This window comes from Streptomyces sp. D2-8, assembly GCF_023184515.1.
In the GTDB taxonomy this organism is placed as follows: domain Bacteria; phylum Actinomycetota; class Actinomycetes; order Streptomycetales; family Streptomycetaceae; genus Streptomyces.
In genome coordinates, this window is the sequence record NZ_JAAHBP010000007.1 from 446,457 (window position 1) to 462,566 (window position 16,110).

The window sequence follows — 16,110 nt, forward strand, 5'->3', positions numbered from 1 at the left end:
CCATCTGACGTTGCGTCAGTTTCAATGCTGGGTGTGATGGGACAAGCAGGAATGGCCGAAGCCGCCGTCCGCTACCTCAGGTCGGTCCGCACAGCCGCCCCGGAGCCCGTGGAGGCGCTGCCGCGGCCCGACCTGCGGTGCGTCGGCGCCGACGAGCGCGCCCCGCTCGACGCCCGGGAGTTCCGCCGGGTCCTGGGCAGCTTCGCGACGGGCGTGGCCGTTGTCACGGCGCCTGCCGCCACCGCCGGCGAACCTCCCGCCGGGTTCGCCTGCCAGTCCTTCACGTCCCTCTCCCTCGACCCACCCCTGGTCGCCTTCATGGTCGGCCGGACGTCGACGACCTGGCCGCGGATCGCCCGCGCCGGGGTGTTCTGCGTGAACGTCCTGGGCTCCCGTCAGGGCGAGTTGTGCCGGGCTTTCGCGGTGAGCGGCGCGGACAAGTTCGCGGGCGTGGCCTACGACGCGGCACCGGCGTCGGGCTCGCCCCGCCTGACGGGCGCCGTGGCCTGGATCGACTGCGCGATCCACGCCGTCCACACCGGCGGTGACCACCTCGTCGTGGTCGGCCGGGTGAACGCCCTCGGCGCGGAGGACTCCGCCGGCTCGGACGGACCGCTGCTCTTCCACCGGGGGCGCTTCGCACGGCTGGCGGACTGACTCCACCGTCACCGCCCAACCGGCCCCGTACGCGGTCGAGTCGGGGGCGCGATCACTCGCAGAACGCGGTGTCCACGGATCTCATGACGGCCAGAGCGCCCTTCGTGGCGTCACCGAACGTTCCCGGGAGCGCGGTCACCGCGAGCCCGACGGAGCGGCCGTCGTCGGTGGCGCCGCCGCGCGTCTCGTACCCGTCGATGTCGCCGCCATGCCCCAGTAGACGCCTTGCGTGGAGCGGGCCCGTCACCTCCTGGAGTCCACCGACCGCTCCGTCGACCAGGTGGCCCGGGACGCGGGCTTCGGCACGGCCCAGTCGATGCGCCGGCACCTCCAGTCGGCCCTCGGTGTCACGCCCACCGCCTACCGGCGGACGTTCCGGGCGGAGAACGACACCGCCGCCGCCCTCAGAAACCGCCGCCGCCCTCAGAAGGTGAGCACCGCCCGCGCCACCCGCCCCGCCTCCGCGTCCGCCGCCGCCTTGTCGAAGTCCTCGACCGGGTAGGTCCTGGTGACCAGTTCGTCGAGCAGGAGGCGCCCCTGGCGGTACAGGGCGGCGTACAGGGCGATGTCCCGCTGGGGGCGGGAGGAGCCGTAGCGGCAGCCCAGGATGGACTTGTCGAGGTACATCGAGGAGACGCGGAAGGACGCCTCGGCCGTGGCGGGCGGGACCCCGAGGAGGACGGCCTGCCCGTGCCGGTCCAGGGCGTCGATCGCCTGGCGGATCAGCTCCACGCGGCCGACGCACTCGAAGGCGTGGTCCGCGCCCGTCGGCAGGAGGTCGCGCACCCCTTCCACCGACGTCAGGAAGTCGGTCGCGCCGAACCGGCGTGCCGCCTCCTCCTTCGCCGGGTTGGCGTCGACGGCCACGATCCGCCCGGCGCCCGCGAGCCGCGCGCCCTGGAGCACGTTCAGGCCGATACCGCCCGTGCCGATGACCAGGACGCTGTCGCCGCGGTCCACCCGCGCCCGGTTCAGTACGGCGCCCACCCCCGTCAGCACCCCGCACCCGATGAGCGCCGCCGACGTCAGCGGGATGTCGTCGGGGATCCGGACGGCCTGTACGGCCTTGACGACCGTGCGCTCGGCGAACGCCGAGTTGGACGCGAACTGGTGCACCGGCGCGCCGTCGTGGCCGAACGGCCGGCCCGGGCGTCCTATGGCCTGCCGGCACATGGTCGGCCGGCCCCGGTCGCACTCCGCGCACGTACCGCAGTTCGCCAGGGTGGACAGCGCCACATGGTCACCGGGCGCGACATGGGTGACGCCCCCACCCACCGCCTCGACGACTCCGGCCCCCTCATGGCCCAGCACCACGGGAACGGGGAAGGGTATGGTCCCGTCCACCACCGACAGATCGCTGTGGCACAGCCCGGCCGCCGAGATCGCGACCCGCACCTCGCCCGGCCGCGGCTCCCGCACCTCCAGGTCCGTCACGACCCGGACCTGCTTCCCGTCGAAGATCACGCCTCGCATCACACGGCTCCCTTGGGCTCCCTGGGCAGGCCGAGCACGCGCTCGGCGATGATCGTGCGCTGGATCTGGTCCGAGCCGCCGTAGATGGTGTCGGCCCGGGAGAAGAGGAACAGGTGCTGCGCCGCGTCCAGTTCGTACGGCGACCGCGCCGACCAGTCGGCCGGTCCGGCGCTCGCCGTGGCGCCCCGCACCTGCACCGCCAGCTCCCCGAGCCGCTGGTGCCAGCCGGCCCACAGCAGCTTGGCCACGCTCGGGGCACCCGCGTCACCGGAACCCCCCAGCGTGCGCAGGGCGTTCCAGCGCATCGTCCGCAGCTCGGCCCACTGCCGCACGAGCCGTTCCCGTACGACGGGATCCCGCACCGCGCCCGACGCCACGGCCGCCCGCACCACACCGTCCAGTTCCTGGGCGAACCCGATCTGCTGGGCCAGCGTGGACACACCCCGCTCGAAACCGAGCAGGCTCATCGCGACGCGCCAGCCGTTGCCCGCACCGCCGACGACATGCTCCGCGTGCGCGCCGTCGAAGAAGACCTCGTTGAAGTCGCTGGTGCCCGTCATCTGCCGGATGGGGCGGACCTCGATCCGGCCGGGCTGGTCCATGGGGACGAGGAGGAAGGTCAGCCCGTGGTGCCGCACCGAGCCGGGTTCGGTCCTGGCCAGCACGAAACACCAGTCCGCCTCGTGCGCGAGCGACGTCCAGATCTTCTGCCCGGTGACGCGGTGGGTACGGCCGTCCGGTTCGCGCACGGCCGCGGTGCGGATACCGGCCAGGTCCGATCCGGCGCCGGGTTCGCTGTAGCCCTGGCACCAGAGTTCCTCACCGGCGGCGATCGGCGGGAGGAAGCGGGACTTCTGCTCGTCGCTGCCGTGGGCGATGAGCGTGGGGGCGAGCAGGTTCTCCCCGATGTGCCCGGAGCGCGGGGGCGCGGCCGACCGCGCGTACTCCTCGGCCCAGACGACCTGCTGGGTGAGGGTGGCTCGGCGATTTCCGTAGCCGTCCCCGTCCCACCCGAGCCCGATCCATCCGGCTGCGCCGAGGGTGCGCTCCCAGGTGCGGCGGTCGCTCGTGCCCCCGGCATGCGCGGCGAGCCAGTCACGGACCTCGCCGCGAAAGTCCTCGTCTTCACGCGTGAACCCAAAATCCATGAGGTTCGTTCCTCCCTCAGGGGCGCGGGGAACTGCGCGAACAACCACACTCGACCCGCACCCGCCATACGGACACGCACCCCCGGGCTACTGGGCGTTGGGCCGCTCCCCCTCAACCGCCGCCCTCTCCATCTCCCGCACCTTCTCCAGCATCGGCATCGGATCCACCCCCACCGACCCGGGCAGAAACTCCGCGATCCGTTCCGCGGTCCACCCGCCGGAGGCATACGCGGCCCGCAGTTCCCGCGGCTGTGCCCACACCGCGATCTTCGCCCCGGCCACCGTGTACACCTGCCCGGTCACCCCCTGCCCGGCGGCGGCATCGGACAGCAGGTACACCACCAGCGCGGCGACGTCCTCCGGCTCCCCGATCTCGGCCAGTTCCATCGGCACCCCCGCCGACATCCGGGTCCGCGCGACCGGCGCCACCGCGTTCGCGGTCACCCCGTACTTGTGCAGCCCCAGCGCGGCGCTGCGCACCAGCGAGATGATCCCGCCCTTGGCGGCGCTGTAGTTGGCCTGCGACACCGACCCCTGATGGTTGCCGCTGGTGAAGCCGATCAGCGTCCCGGCCCGCTGCCCGCGCATCACCGCGGAGGCCGCCCGGAACACCGTGAACGTGCCCTTCAGGTGCGTCGCGACGACCGGGTCCCACTCCTCCTCGGTCATGTTGAACAGCATCCGCTCGCGCAGGATCCCGGCCACACAGACCACACCGTCCAGCCGCCCGTACGACGCCAGCGCCACGTCGACGACCCGCTGCCCGCCCGCCATCGTGGAGATGTCGTCGGCGACGGCCACCGCCTCCCCGCCCGCCGCCTCGATCTCCTTGACCACGGCCTCGGCGATCGCACTGGTCGGTGAGGCGCCGTCGACCGAGACGCCGTAGTCGTTGACGACGACCTTCGCCCCCTCGGCCGCCGCCGCGAGCGCGACCGCCCGGCCGATGCCCCGCCCGGCGCCCGTGACGGCGACGACCTTGCCTGCCAAGAAGTTCCCCACGCCCGGCCCCTTCCCGTCCCACGATTTCTGACGGACCGTTAGATTCTCGATTCCCGAATTCTACGACCCGTCAGATACGGAAAGACAAGCCCCGGGGAGGACTCATGTCGCTGCCGGACGCGTTCCACGACATCGCCAAGCGCGTGAACAACTGGGGACGTTGGGGCTCCCACGACGAGATCGGCACGCTGAACCTGATCACCGACGAGGTCGTCAGGCAGGCCGCGGCGACCGTCCGCAGCGGCCATCGAGTCCCGCTCGCACTGCCTCTCCAGCAGGACGGCGTGCAGACCGGCATGATCCCGGGCCGCGTCAACCCCCTGCACGCCATGGTGCAGATCAACCAGGAGATCTTCGGCCCGGGCACGGTCGCGTGCAGCGACGACGTCGTGACCATGGGACTGCAGGCGGCGACCCACTGGGACGCCCTGCCCCATGTCTCGCACTCCGGCCGGCTCTACAACGGCCGCCCGGCCCACACCGTCACCCCGCACGGCGGCGCCGAGTTCAGCGGCATCGGAACGGTCCGGCACGTCGTCTCGCGCGGAGTGCTGCTGGACGTCGCCCGGGTCCGGGGCACGGACCGCCTCGACGGCGGGTACGCCGTCACGCCCGAGGACCTGGACGCCGCCGAGGAGCTGGCCGGCACGCGGGTGCGGGCGGGCGACATCGTGCTCGTACGGACCGGGCAGATCCAGGCCTGCCTGGCCGGTGACCGGCACGGTTACGCGTATCCGTCGCCGGGGCTGTCGATCCGGACGCCGGAGTGGTTCCACGCGCGCGATGTGGCCGCCGTCGCCAACGACACCCTGACCTTCGAGGTGTTCCCGCCGGAGGTGGAGGATCTCTGGCTGCCGGTGCACGCCCTCGACCTCGTGGAGATGGGCATGCCGCAGGGGCAGAACTGGAATCTCGAAAAGTTGTCCACAGCCTGTGGAGAATCGGGCCGGTACGCGTTCCTGCTGACGGCGACCCCCGAGCCGTTCACCGGGGCGACCGGCTCTCCGGTGGCACCCGTCGCCGTCCTGTAGGACGCCGGGCCGCCACCCGCCGCAGCTGGATGGCGGCGCCGCGCTGCTCGCCCCGAGCACGACAGCGCGCGCCGCCACCCGACTCCGGCGCTCCCGCCCCGACCCCCTGACCCCGAGGGAAGCCGACGCCGAATCACGACTCACACTCGCCGAGGGCTGCCGTCCACCGAAGCCCTCGCCGTCCCCTCACGGCGAATCGCTGCCCACAAGCGTGAGCAAACGGTCACGGCACGTCAACACCCGTTCGGAGATATACCGCTTATGCGGCTTTTGCCGCAGGCGCGCACGGAAGCACATCCCGGCGCACCGCCGCATGCCCTGACGAATCCCGCCGACCCGCCGTGCATCCGTGCCCCGGCCCCGCCGCACCAACCCGCGGCATGTGCCGCCGTACACCACGCCCGGCGGGCACGGGCGGCGGCGTCACACCGCCTCGTACGCCAGCCCCTCGAAGGCCGCGGCACCGTCGCACGCCACCGCGCCGCCTCCGCACGACGCCGTGAGGTCGCGGGACTTCGCACACCGGTCCAGTTCGCACCAGATGCGCTTCCCGGTGGCCTCGACGCTCCAGCCCCAGCGGTCGGCGAGGCCGTCGACGAGAGCCAGGCCCCGGCCGCCGGTCGCCTCGTCGCCGGCGCACCGGGGCACGGGGGCCCGGCCGCTGCGGTCCGCGACCTCGAGACGGACCGTGGCCTCCTCGGTCACCACGTGCGGCAGGGACAGCCGCAGGACGGCGGGACGACCGGTGTGCACCACGGCGTTGGTGACGAGCTCGGAGACGAGCAGGATCAGCGTCTCGGCGAGGGGTTCGTCGGCCTGTATGCCGGCCCCGGCCAGGCGCGAGCGGGCCCACCGACGAGCTCGCCCCACTTCTGCGGGGTCGGGCCGGATCTCCAGCTGCACTTGAAGCACCTGCACCGCTCACACCATCCGAACCGGCGGACACTTAGGCTCGCGCCTCACGAAGGCCACGATCGTAGCCATTTTCTGCATGGCCAGAACAACGGCCGGGACAAGGATCACGGAACGTGAATCCCTTGTGGGACAGCATGGTTGACGTACAGTCACGTCAACAAGCGCTTCGGGCATATTCCAGCGCGAAGGAGTACCCGTGCGGCATACTGTGCGACGCTCGCCACGGGCAGTCGAACAAGTGCCTTCACTGGGTCGCACTGCGCTCGGAGCCACTCGCATCTCACACAAGGTACCGGAGCGGGCAATCGACTCCAGGCCGTAACGAGTCACACTGAGGACACAAGCCGATATCAACGCTCCGTAATTCCGGTATGCCACGATCCGCGACATCTCCGGGAGCGCGTGCGGCGATACCGCAGCCAGACGGCCCGTCAGGCCGTTTCTGACACCAGAGCCGCCGCGAGCATTTCCTCACTCTCCGTGACTCCGCCCGCACGCTGGGTTCGAACCCATGCGCGTTTCAGATGCAGATGGACCTCGGACTCCCAGGTGAAGCCCATGCCGCCGTGCACCTGGAGACAGTCGCGGGCGCCGCGCACGGCGGCCTCGTCGGCGAGGAGCCGGGCCGCCGCGATGTCGGCCGGGTCGGCGGTGACGGCGGCCGCGTACACCGCGGCGCGGGCCGTCTCCGCCCGGACCAAGATCCCCGCGCACAGATGTGCCACCGCCTGGAACGCCCCGACGGGCCGTCCGAACTGTTCGCGCGCCCGGGCGTGTTGCGCCGCCAGTTCGCCGACGCGGGTGGCCGTGCCGAGTTGCTCGGCGGCGGTGAGGAGGACCGCGACGAGGTCGGGGCCGGGCGGATCGGCCGGTACGCGGTGCAGGGGCGTCAGCGGATCGAGCGAGCGCAGGGGCACGGCCCCGGTGGCGTCCCCGCGGACGACGTCCGCCTCCGCCAGCCACTCGACGAGCCGCCCGTCCACGGCCGCCACCACCGTCTCCCCGGTGGCCGCGCCCGGTACGGCACCGGCCGCGAGGTGGGTGGCGACGAGCGGCCCGGGCAGCAGCACCCGCCCCGCCTCCTCGAACACCAACACCGCCTCCGGCAGCCCGAGTCCGACCCCACCGTCCGCCTCCGGCAGCCGCAGCGCGAAAACCCCGAGGTCACCGAGGACCCTCCACAACCCCCGGTCAAGCCGCAACGCCCCGCCGCCCCGGCCCGCCCCCTCACCACTGATACCGCCGACACCCTCCACCGCAGCCCGCAGGGTCTCCCCGTCGAAGCGGCGGGCGAGTGCCTCGCGCACCGCGTCCCGCAGGGCCCGCTGGTCGTCCGTCAGCCGGAACCGCACGGCAGCTCACCGTCCCTTCGGCAGGCCGAGGATGCGCTCGGCGATGATGCTGTGCTGGATCTGCGAGGTGCCGGCCGCGATGGTGTACGACAGGGAGGACAGCCGGTCGAGGGTCCACGGGCGGTCCAGGTCGAGGCAGTCGGGGCCCAGCACCTCGGCGGCGGCGTCGTAGAGCCCCTGGCGGGCGTGCGAGTAGCGGAGCTTGAAGACCGAGCCGCCGGCGCCCGGCACCGCGCCCGAGGCCTCCGCCGCGCTCACGTTCCACTGCGTGAGTCGCCACAGCGCCCGGAACTCGGCGTTGAGCCTGCCCAGCCGGCGCCGCAGTGCCGGATCGTCCCACCGGCCGTTCTTGCGGGCCTCGACGGCCAGTTCGGCCAGCACGCGCCGGCAGGCGACGACCTCACCGGCGAAGGCCGTGCCCCGCTCGAAGGACAGGGTCACCATGGTCACGCGCCAGCCGTCGTTCTCGTCGCCGACCCGGTTCGCCACCGGCACCCGCACCTCGTCGAGGAACACCTCGGCGAACTCGGCCGACCCGGCGAGCGTGCGCAGCGGCCGTACGGTGATGCCGGGCGCGTCCATGGGCAGGGCCAGCCAGGTGATGCCCCGGTGCTTGGGCGCCGCAGGGTCGGTGCGGACCAACAGCTCGCACCAGTCGGCGACTTCCGCGTGGGAGGTCCAGATCTTGGAGCCGGTCACCACGTAGTCGTCGCCGTCCCGCCACGCGCGCGTGCGCAGCGCCGCGAGGTCGGATCCGGCCTCCGGTTCGCTGAAGCCCTGGCACCAGACCTCCTCACCGCGCAGGATCGGCGGCAGCCAGCGCGCCCGCTGCTCCGCCGTGCCCTCGGCGGCGATGGTCGGCCCGGCGTGCAGCAGCCCGACGAAGTTGGCCCCCACGTAGGGCGCGCCCGCCTTCTCGGTCTCCTCCAGGAAGATCAGGCGAAGGCTCGGTGTGCCGTCCCAGTGGACGTCGGCGTACCCGGCGTCGTGGAGGCGGCGCTGCCAGCCGAGGTCGTACGCCCGCCGACCCGGCCAGTCGCCGGGGGACGGCTTGGGCGGGAGAGCGGGGAGCACCGCCGCGAGCCAGTCCCGCAGCCGGGCCCGGAAGTCCTCCTCCTCGGGCGTGTACGACAGGTCCATCAGCGGTCGAGGTCCAGGTCGAGCATCCGGATGGCGTTGCCCCGCATCAGCTTGTACACCGTCTCGTCGTCGAGGCCCTTGACGTGGTCGAGGGCGACCTCCTTGGTGTGCGGGAAGGTCGAGTCGACGTGCGGGTAGTCGGTCTCGAAGGTGGCGTTGTCGCGGCCGACCACGTCCAGCGACGCCACGCCGTGCTTGTCGCGGAAGAAGCAGCAGAACATCTGCCGGTAGTAGTACGTGGACGGCGGCTCGGGGATCGTGTCGCGCACGCCGCCCCAGGCACGGTGCTCCTCCCACACGTCGTCGGCCCGCTCCAGGGCGTACGGCACCCAGCCCATCTGGCCTTCGGAGTAGGCGAGTTTGAGGCGCGGGAACCGCACCAGGACCCCGCTGAAAAGGAAGTCCATCATCGAGGCCATCGCGTTGTTGAAGCTGAGCGAGGCCTGGACGGCGGGCGGCGCGTCCGGGGAGGCGGCCGGCATCTGCGAGGACGAGCCGATGTGCATGTTGACGACCGTCCCGGTCTCCTGGCAGACCGCGAAGAACGGGTCCCAGTAGCCGGAGTGGATGGACGGCAGCCCGAGGTGGGTGGGGATCTCGGAGAAGGTCACCGCCTTCACCCCGCGCGCGGCGTTGCGGCGGATCTCCTCGACCGCCAGGCCGACGTCCCACAGCGGGATCAGGCACAGCGGGATGAGCCGCCCGCCGCTGTCGCCGCACCACTCCTCGACCATCCAGTCGTTGTAGGCGCGCACACAGGCGAGGGCGACCTCCTTGTCGTGGGCCTCCGCGAAGGTCTGGCCGCAGAACCGCGGGAAGCTCGGGAAGCAGAGGCTCGCCTCGACATGGTTGAGGTCCATGTCCTTCAGGCGTTCCTTCGGGTCCCAGCAGCCCGGCCGCATCTCCTCGCGGGTGATGCCCTCCAGGGTCATCTCGTCGCGGTCGAAGCCGACGGCGGCGATGTTGCGCTTGTACGGGAACTTCAGGTCCTCGTAGATCCACCAGTCGGTGGGCTGGCCGTCCGGGTCCATGGTGATCCGGTACGTGCCGCCGATGTAGGCGAGTTCACCGATCCCGGCGGTCAGCGCCCTGGGTCCGCGGTCGCGGTACCTGGCCGGCAGCCAGGTGTCGAAGAGGTGGGCGGGCTCGATCACGTGGTCGTCGACGCTGATGATGCGGGGCAGTTCGGTCGCCATGGGTCCCCTCCGCCGGACGGTACTTATCTGATGCAGCGTCAGATAGCATCCCACCTGACGACCCGTCAGCCAAGGAGCAGGGGGCAGCCGTGAACGACACCCCGCACGCCCTGAGTTCGTCCCGCACCCTGTGGGACCTGGTCACCCGCCGCGCCGCCCTCACGCCGGACCGGCCGCTCTTCCTCCAGGACGGCCGCACGCTCACCTTCGAGGGACTGCGCGCGCGTGCCGAGCGGGTCGCGGCCGGGCTGTACGGCATGGGCGTACGCCCCGGCACGGTGGTCGCCTGGCAGTTGCCCACCCGTATCGAGACGGCCGTGCTGTCCTTCGCCCTGGCCCGCCTCGGCGCCGTGCAGACCCCGGTGATCCCCTTCTACCGGGACCGCGAGGTCGACTTCGCGCTGCGCGGGTCGAAGGCGGAGTTCTTCGCCGTGCCGGGCACCTGGCGCGGCTTCGACCACACGGAGATGGCCCGGCGGCTGGGCGCGAAGGGCGTCTTCGAGGCCTACGACGGCCTGCCCGAAGGCGATCCGTCCCTCCTGCCTCCCCCGCCCTCCGACGGCACCGCCGTCCGCTGGATCTACTGGACGTCCGGCACGACCTCCGACCCCAAGGGCGTGCTGCACACGGACCGTTCACTGCTGGCGGGCGGCTCCTGCCTGGCGCACGCGCTGCGCCCCTCGGCAAAGGACGTGGGCTCGATCGCGTTCCCGTACGCACACATCGGCGGGCCCGACTACACGGTGATGCTGCTGCTGTACGGCTTCCCGGCGGTGCTGTTCGAGCAGTTCGCGCTGCCGGACGCGCTGGAGGCGTACCGCGCGCACGGGGTGACGATGGCGGGCGGGTCGACGGCGTTCTACTCGATGTTCCTGGCGGAGCAGCGCAAGCAGCCGGGGACGCCCGTGGTGCCGACGTTGCGGCTGCTGGCGGGCGGCGGGGCGCCCAAGCCACCGGAGCTGTACCACGCCGTCGTGCGCGAGATGGGCGTGCAGCTCACCCACGGATACGGCATGACCGAGGTGCCGATGATCACCATGGGGGCGCCGGACGACAGTCCCGAGTCGCTGGCGACGACGGAGGGGCGTCCGCCCCAGGGCATGGAGATCCGGATCGTGGACGGGGAGGTGCGGCTGCGCGGGGAGGCGGTGTGCCGGGGGTACCTGGATCCGGGGCAGACGGAACAGGCCTTCGACGAGGACGGGTTCCTGCGCACCGGCGACCTCGGGCGGCTCACGGAGACCGGGCATCTGGTCCTCACCGGCCGGCTGAAGGACGTGATCATCCGCAAGGGCGAGAACATCTCGGCCCAGGAGATCGAGGAACTGCTGCACCGGCATCCGGCGGTCGGGGACGCGGCGGTGATCGGCCTCCCGGACGCGGCGCGCGGGGAGCTGGTGTGCGCGGTGGTGGAACAGCCGCCGGGGGCCGAGGCCTTGACGCTCGCGGGCGTGACCGCCTTCCTGCGCACCGAGGGACTGTCCGTGCACAAGCTGCCGGAGCGGCTGGAGGTGGTGGACGCCCTTCCGCGGGGCGAGACCCTGCGGAAGGTGCTGAAGTACCGGCTCCGCGAGCGCTATTCGGGCACGTGACGCCGCTCCGGCAGGCGTCTCCGCTCGGGCACGCGTCCTACTCGGGCACGGTGAAGTAGCGGGCGAAGGCCGGGACGACCTCGGCCTCGCCGACCTTGCCGTCTTCGTCCGCGTCGAGCGTGGCGGCGGCCGGCCCGGCGGCGTCCTCGGGAACGCCGAGGCACTTCAGCACGCGGGCGGCCTCCTCGACCGTCGCCGCGCCGTCCCCGTCGGTGTCGGCGACGCCCAGGGCCGCGTGCAGGAAGGGGCGGGCGATCTCGGCGAACCGGTCGGGGTTGTCGCGCAGGCGCTTGACCGCGCCGTTGACGAACTCCTCGCGCGTGATGCGCTGGTCGCCGTCGCGGTCCGCTATCCCGGCCATGCCCTGCCAGAAGGCCTCGGCGCCGCTGTACAGGGCCTGTCCCTTGTCGGACCGGGCCGCCACGGCGAACTCCGTGAGCAGCGCCTTGGCCGCACCGTAGAAGTCCTCGCGGTCGATGTAGCCGTTGCCGTCCTGGTCGAAGGTGGCGAACCGGGCGGCGATCCTGCGCTCGTACTCGCTGCTGACCATGTCTCTTTCGGGCCGCCTTACGTCGGATGGGGTGCGTCTCGGTCGGAGCGTACGACGGAGGGAGCGGTTCGGGCGCGGGAAAACGTCACTTGTGCCAAGACCGGGGGAATTCCGGGACAACAGCGTGTCGGAACGGCAACACTCGGCCTACCGTGCGTCATCGGGCCGTCACGCGGACAGGGGTTCGCCCTCGTCGCCGAGGGCCGCGTCCACATCGCCGTACACGTCGAACAGCCTGCGTACGCCCAGCGCGCCGAGGACCCGGTTGACATGGGAGCCGTCGGCCGCACCCCGGGCGGGCAGCACGAGGCGCAGCCGGCCCTGGCAGGAGCGGATCAGCCGGCGGGCCGCGATGAGCACGCCGACGCCGCTGGAGTCGCAGAAGAACACCTCGGAGAGATCCAGGACAAGGCAGTGGTGCCCCTCGGCCACCATGTCGTGCACGCGCTGTCGCAGCACCGGTGACGTCACCAGATCCAGCTCGCCCGACACCTGGAGCACGGCCCATTCGCCCTGCTCACCGCCGGTCACTTTGAAGGTCACCACCACGCCCTTCGATCGCCAAAACGGAAGCAGTCCCTACGCTTCCTTGCAGCGCGGCTGCCCAGCGGCCGTTCCCTGAAACGCAACCCGAAAAACGGATCCCCCGCGGAAGAGGCTTGTTTTAGTCGACTTCGATCCTGTTCGATCCTCTTCAGACAGGTCTGATCGGAGGGCAGCGGGGTAGGCGCGGCACCAAAGGCACCCGGTGCGAGCGCCGGCGGTCCTCTACCACCTGCGGCCGGTCAGGGGGCGCACATTGCCACAAAGGGGCGTGCGCTAACGGAAGTGCCGACTACATTCGAGGAGACGTCGGGCACAGGCTGGACAGAGCACGGGCGCGGGACACGAGCGGGGGGTGAGGGGGCCACATGGCGAAAAAGGACGTACCGCCTCGCTGGGACCGCAAGATGCAGCAGCGGCTCGCCCGCGGAGAAGCGGCCGCCCTCGGTGAGCTCTACGACCGGTTCGCCTCCCTCGTGCACGGCCTCGCCCACCGCGTGCTCGGCGACGAGCGCGCCGCCGACGGCATCACCCGCGAGGTCTTCATCCACGTCTGGGAGCATCCCGACTCCTACGACCCCAAGCAGGGCCCGCTGCGCACCTGGGTCGCCACCCTGACCCACCGGCTGGCGGTGCAGCGGCTGCGCGCCACCGAGACCGCCGCCCTCGCCCGCGAAGGCTCCGGCACCGCGGAGGAACTGGAGCACAAGGTGCGCCGCGCCTCGGTCGCCGCCCGCGCCGACTACATCGTCCAGTCCATGCCGGCCCCGCTGCGCTCGGCCCTGGAACGGGCCTACTTCCAGCGCCGCGACTACCGCCAGACCGCCGCCGACCTCGACATCACCGAGGACGAGGCCCGCCGCCGCCTGCGTCTGGGCCTGCAACTGCTGTCCACCGCCCACGACACCGAGGCACCGGGCGCACCGCCCGGATACGGGGGTGCGGTGTGAACGGGCCGGACCGGTTCGAGGCGCACGACGGCGACGAGGGGGAGGACGGCCGGGAAGAGAAGGGCGATACGCGGGACGAAAGCGGCCTTCAGGACGAAAGCGTCGAGGGCGGTCGCGGTACCGGCACCCCCTCGGGCCCGGGACACGGCCGCCCGCCGCGCATACCCATGCCCCGGGCCTCCGTCGAGGACAGCGGACTGCCCCTGCCCGCACCGGCGGACCCCGGCGCCCCTGCACCGCCGCCCGCCCCGCCCGTCTTCGAGCACCCCGTGCTGAAGGCCCTGCTCGGCGCCTGGGCGCTGGCCGCGTGCTCGGCCGAGGAGGCCACGGCCGTCGAGGAACACCTCGGTGACTGCGGCTCCTGCGCCGACGAGGCCCGACGGCTGCGCGAGGCGGTCGGGCTGCTGCAACGCCCCGAGAGCCTCGACCTGGACCCGGGGCTGCGCACCCGCGTCCTGGACACCTGCCTGGAGCGGCGCCCGCCGCGCATCCCGGTGCCGGACTGGGCCGCCGCGTACGACGCCGAGACCGCCCGCCTGGACGCCCTGCTGCAGGACTTCGGCGACGCCGAATGGCACGCGCCGGTACGGCTGCGCTGGTTCCGGTCCGACGAGCCGACGAGCCGCCGCACCACCGTCGCCGGGGTCATCGCGCACCTGCTCAGCGTCGACGGCCTGGTGGCGGTCACGCTCGGCCTGGACGACCCGCTCGGCGACGTCCCGTCCCGGCGCCCCACGCCCGTGGCCCGCACGGAGGCGCTCTGGCGCGCCTCCCCCTTCCCGCCCACCCGGTTCGTCCGCGCGCCCTGGCGGGAGCAGAGCCACAGCCTCGTGCGCACGGTGTCCTTCACCGGCGGCGGCGCCGGGAAGATGCCGGTGCCGTACGGCGACTTCGAACTGCCGCTGCACGACGCGATGCTCGACCGCGCCTTCGAGTGCTGGGTGCACGCGGAGGACATCGCCGACGCGGTGGACTACCCCTACGACCCGCCCTCGCCGCGCCATCTGCACCGCATGATCGACCTGGCGGCCCGGATGCTGCCGACGGCCCTGGCCCACCGCCGCCGGGCCGGCCTGGCCTCCCCGGCCCACCACCGCCACCTGGTCGCGGCGGGCGAACCGGGCCGCAGCCTCCGGCTGGAGATCGAGGGGTCGGGCGGCGGCGAGTGGCTGATCCCCCTCGACTCCCCCGCGGCGAAGGGCTCCGCCGAGCACGAGGTGGCCCACGTGGCCCTGGACGGCGTCGAGTTCTGCCGCCTGGCGGCCGGCCACGTACCCCCGCAGGAGGCAGCGGCGGGCCAGGTGGGAGACCGGGAGGCGATCAGAGACGTCCTGTTCGCCGCCGCCTCACTGAGCCGGATGTAGAACCCGACCTGGGGGACACGCCCTCAGGGGGGCGGGGCTCTGTCCGATATGCGGCTCCGCCGCGTGGGCGCGAACAACCACGCACACCGCATCCGCCCCCGAACGGAACGACCCCAGCACTAGGCGAAGATCACGGTCCGTCGGCCGTTGAGCAGAATCCGCCGCTCGGCATGCCACTTCACACCCCGGGCCAGCGCCTGGCACTCCACGTCGCGCCCGATCGCGACCAGCCCCTCGGGCGTCACGTCGTGCCCGACCCGCTCGACTTCCTGCTCGATGATCGGCCCCTCGTCGAGATCGGCCGTCACGTAGTGAGCCGTCGCACCGATCAGCTTCACACCCCGGGCATGAGCCTGGTGATACGGCTTCGCCCCCTTGAAGCTGGGCAGGAACGAGTGGTGGATGTTGATGATCCGCCCGGAGAGCGCCTTGCACAGGTCGTCCGACAGCACCTGCATGTACCGGGCGAGCACGACCAGTTCGACACCCTCCTCGCGCACGATGTCGAGCAGCCGCCCCTCCGCCTCGGCCTTCGTGTCCTTCGTCACCGGAATGTGGTGGAAGGGGATGTTGTACGACCCCACCAGCTCGGCGAAGTCCGTATGGTTCGACACCACTCCGGCGATCTCCACCGGCAGCGCCCCGGTCCGCGCCCGGAACAGCAGGTCGTTCAGGCAGTGCCCGAACTTGCTGACCATCAGCAGGATGCGCATCTTCTGGTCGGCCCGGTTGATCTGCCAGTCCATCTGGAACGAGTCACCGATCGCCGCGAAGCTGGCCCGCAGCTTCTCCACGGTCACCGGAGCGTCCGCCGAGAAGTGGACCCGCATGAAGAACAGTCCCGTGTCGTGGTCGCCGAACTGCTGGCTGTCCTCGATGTTGCAACCGGTCATGAACAGATAGCTCGACACGGCGTGCACGATGCCCTTCCTGTCCGGGCAGGAAAGGGTGAGGACGTACTGGTCGGCCGGGACCGCGGCGCTGGTGGACTGCTCGTTCATGCAGGACAGGTTCCCACAAGGAACGACACCACCGGCAATCGTCCCGCAGGGCGGACCGCCGTGAAACGGCTAGTAGTGCTTCGTTAGGTTCTGAGCTGTCTGCGGCGGTTTCGTCGGGCGGGTAGAGGTCGTCCGCAGGTGGTGCATGCACCGGTCCAGCACCGCAGCAGGTCCTGAAGAACGTCGAGGACCTGGT

The 16,110-nt window shown here is 71.9% G+C and carries 16 protein-coding genes and 1 pseudogene; 6 read left to right on the plus strand and 11 right to left on the minus strand.

Going from position 1 to position 16,110, the window contains the following annotated elements:
• Nucleotides 1-36 precede the first annotated feature (36 nt).
• Nucleotides 37-657, plus strand: a complete 621-nt coding sequence (locus G3I77_RS15765) for a flavin reductase family protein (RefSeq protein ID WP_248504215.1) — start codon at nucleotides 37-39, stop codon at nucleotides 655-657.
• Between the two features lie 52 nt (nucleotides 658-709).
• On the opposite strand, the gene G3I77_RS15770 is transcribed toward G3I77_RS15765, so the two are convergent.
• On the minus strand, nucleotides 710-904 hold the full coding sequence (locus tag G3I77_RS15770) for a hypothetical protein (RefSeq protein ID WP_374385393.1): 195 nt from the start codon (nucleotides 902-904) through the stop codon (nucleotides 710-712).
• Between G3I77_RS15770 and G3I77_RS15775 the strand changes: the two are divergent.
• Nucleotides 887-1,159: pseudogene (locus tag G3I77_RS15775) on the plus strand (helix-turn-helix domain-containing protein); the annotation flags it as partial. The gene G3I77_RS15770 and the pseudogene G3I77_RS15775 overlap by 18 nt on opposite strands.
• Here G3I77_RS15775 and G3I77_RS15780 read toward each other — a convergent pair.
• From G3I77_RS15780 to G3I77_RS15790, 3 genes are all read right to left on the minus strand, one after another.
• Nucleotides 1,081-2,130, minus strand: a complete 1,050-nt coding sequence (locus tag G3I77_RS15780) for a Zn-dependent alcohol dehydrogenase (RefSeq protein WP_248504217.1) — start codon at nucleotides 2,128-2,130, stop codon at nucleotides 1,081-1,083. The pseudogene G3I77_RS15775 and the gene G3I77_RS15780 sit on opposite strands and share 79 nt — an antisense overlap.
• Nucleotides 2,130-3,278 carry an acyl-CoA dehydrogenase family protein gene (locus G3I77_RS15785; protein ID WP_248504219.1) on the minus strand — a complete coding sequence of 383 codons (1,149 nt, stop codon included), beginning with the start codon at nucleotides 3,276-3,278 and terminating at the stop codon, nucleotides 2,130-2,132. Before G3I77_RS15785 ends, G3I77_RS15780 begins: the two co-directional genes overlap by 1 nt.
• A gap of 87 nt (nucleotides 3,279-3,365) precedes the next feature.
• Entirely contained in the window at nucleotides 3,366-4,280 is a 915-nt protein-coding gene (locus G3I77_RS15790; protein WP_248504221.1) for an SDR family NAD(P)-dependent oxidoreductase, read from the minus strand.
• Between the two features lie 104 nt (nucleotides 4,281-4,384).
• On the opposite strand from G3I77_RS15790, the gene G3I77_RS15795 reads away from it, so the two are divergent.
• Complete coding sequence (locus tag G3I77_RS15795) at nucleotides 4,385-5,311, plus strand: cyclase family protein (RefSeq protein ID WP_248504223.1); 927 nt, start codon at nucleotides 4,385-4,387, stop codon at nucleotides 5,309-5,311.
• A 423-nt stretch (nucleotides 5,312-5,734) separates the two neighbouring features.
• Here G3I77_RS15795 and G3I77_RS15800 read toward each other — a convergent pair whose 3' ends face one another.
• The 4 genes from G3I77_RS15800 to G3I77_RS15815 all read right to left on the minus strand — a co-directional run bounded on the left by G3I77_RS15800 (nucleotide 5,735) and on the right by G3I77_RS15815 (nucleotide 9,914).
• A complete protein-coding gene (locus G3I77_RS15800) occupies nucleotides 5,735-6,214 on the minus strand; it encodes an ATP-binding protein (protein WP_248504271.1) in 480 nt (159 codons plus the stop codon).
• Nucleotides 6,215-6,657: 443 nt separating this feature from the next.
• Complete coding sequence (locus tag G3I77_RS15805; RefSeq protein WP_248504225.1) at nucleotides 6,658-7,578, minus strand: acyl-CoA dehydrogenase; 921 nt, start codon at nucleotides 7,576-7,578, stop codon at nucleotides 6,658-6,660.
• Between the two features lie 6 nt (nucleotides 7,579-7,584).
• A complete protein-coding gene (locus G3I77_RS15810) occupies nucleotides 7,585-8,718 on the minus strand; it encodes an acyl-CoA dehydrogenase (RefSeq protein WP_248504227.1) in 1,134 nt (377 codons plus the stop codon).
• A complete protein-coding gene (locus G3I77_RS15815) occupies nucleotides 8,718-9,914 on the minus strand; it encodes an amidohydrolase family protein (RefSeq protein ID WP_248504229.1) in 1,197 nt (398 codons plus the stop codon). Before G3I77_RS15815 ends, G3I77_RS15810 begins: the two co-directional genes overlap by 1 nt.
• A gap of 89 nt (nucleotides 9,915-10,003) precedes the next feature.
• On the opposite strand from G3I77_RS15815, the gene G3I77_RS15820 reads away from it, so the two are divergent.
• A complete protein-coding gene (locus G3I77_RS15820; RefSeq protein ID WP_248504231.1) occupies nucleotides 10,004-11,506 on the plus strand; it encodes a class I adenylate-forming enzyme family protein in 1,503 nt (500 codons plus the stop codon).
• Nucleotides 11,507-11,543: 37 nt separating this feature from the next.
• On the opposite strand, the gene G3I77_RS15825 is transcribed toward G3I77_RS15820, so the two are convergent.
• A complete protein-coding gene (locus tag G3I77_RS15825) occupies nucleotides 11,544-12,056 on the minus strand; it encodes an EF-hand domain-containing protein (protein ID WP_248504233.1) in 513 nt (170 codons plus the stop codon).
• A gap of 168 nt (nucleotides 12,057-12,224) precedes the next feature.
• Entirely contained in the window at nucleotides 12,225-12,605 is a 381-nt protein-coding gene (locus G3I77_RS15830; protein ID WP_248504236.1) for an STAS domain-containing protein, read from the minus strand.
• Between the two features lie 362 nt (nucleotides 12,606-12,967).
• Here G3I77_RS15830 and G3I77_RS15835 point away from each other — a divergent pair, with 362 nt between their 5' ends.
• Together G3I77_RS15835 and G3I77_RS15840 are read left to right on the plus strand one after the other, a co-directional pair.
• Nucleotides 12,968-13,549: a sigma-70 family RNA polymerase sigma factor gene (locus tag G3I77_RS15835; RefSeq protein ID WP_248504237.1), complete on the plus strand. Its 582-nt coding sequence runs from the start codon at nucleotides 12,968-12,970 to the stop codon at nucleotides 13,547-13,549.
• A complete protein-coding gene (locus G3I77_RS15840) occupies nucleotides 13,546-14,913 on the plus strand; it encodes a maleylpyruvate isomerase N-terminal domain-containing protein (RefSeq protein WP_248504238.1) in 1,368 nt (455 codons plus the stop codon). The genes G3I77_RS15835 and G3I77_RS15840 overlap by 4 nt, the downstream gene beginning before the upstream one ends.
• A gap of 119 nt (nucleotides 14,914-15,032) precedes the next feature.
• Here the strand turns inward: G3I77_RS15840 and purU are convergent, their stop codons facing one another.
• Nucleotides 15,033-15,914 (minus strand): formyltetrahydrofolate deformylase, encoded by an 882-nt coding sequence (gene purU / locus G3I77_RS15845; RefSeq protein ID WP_175433174.1) that lies wholly within the window; start codon nucleotides 15,912-15,914, stop codon nucleotides 15,033-15,035.
• Nucleotides 15,915-16,110: the final 196 nt, after the last annotated feature.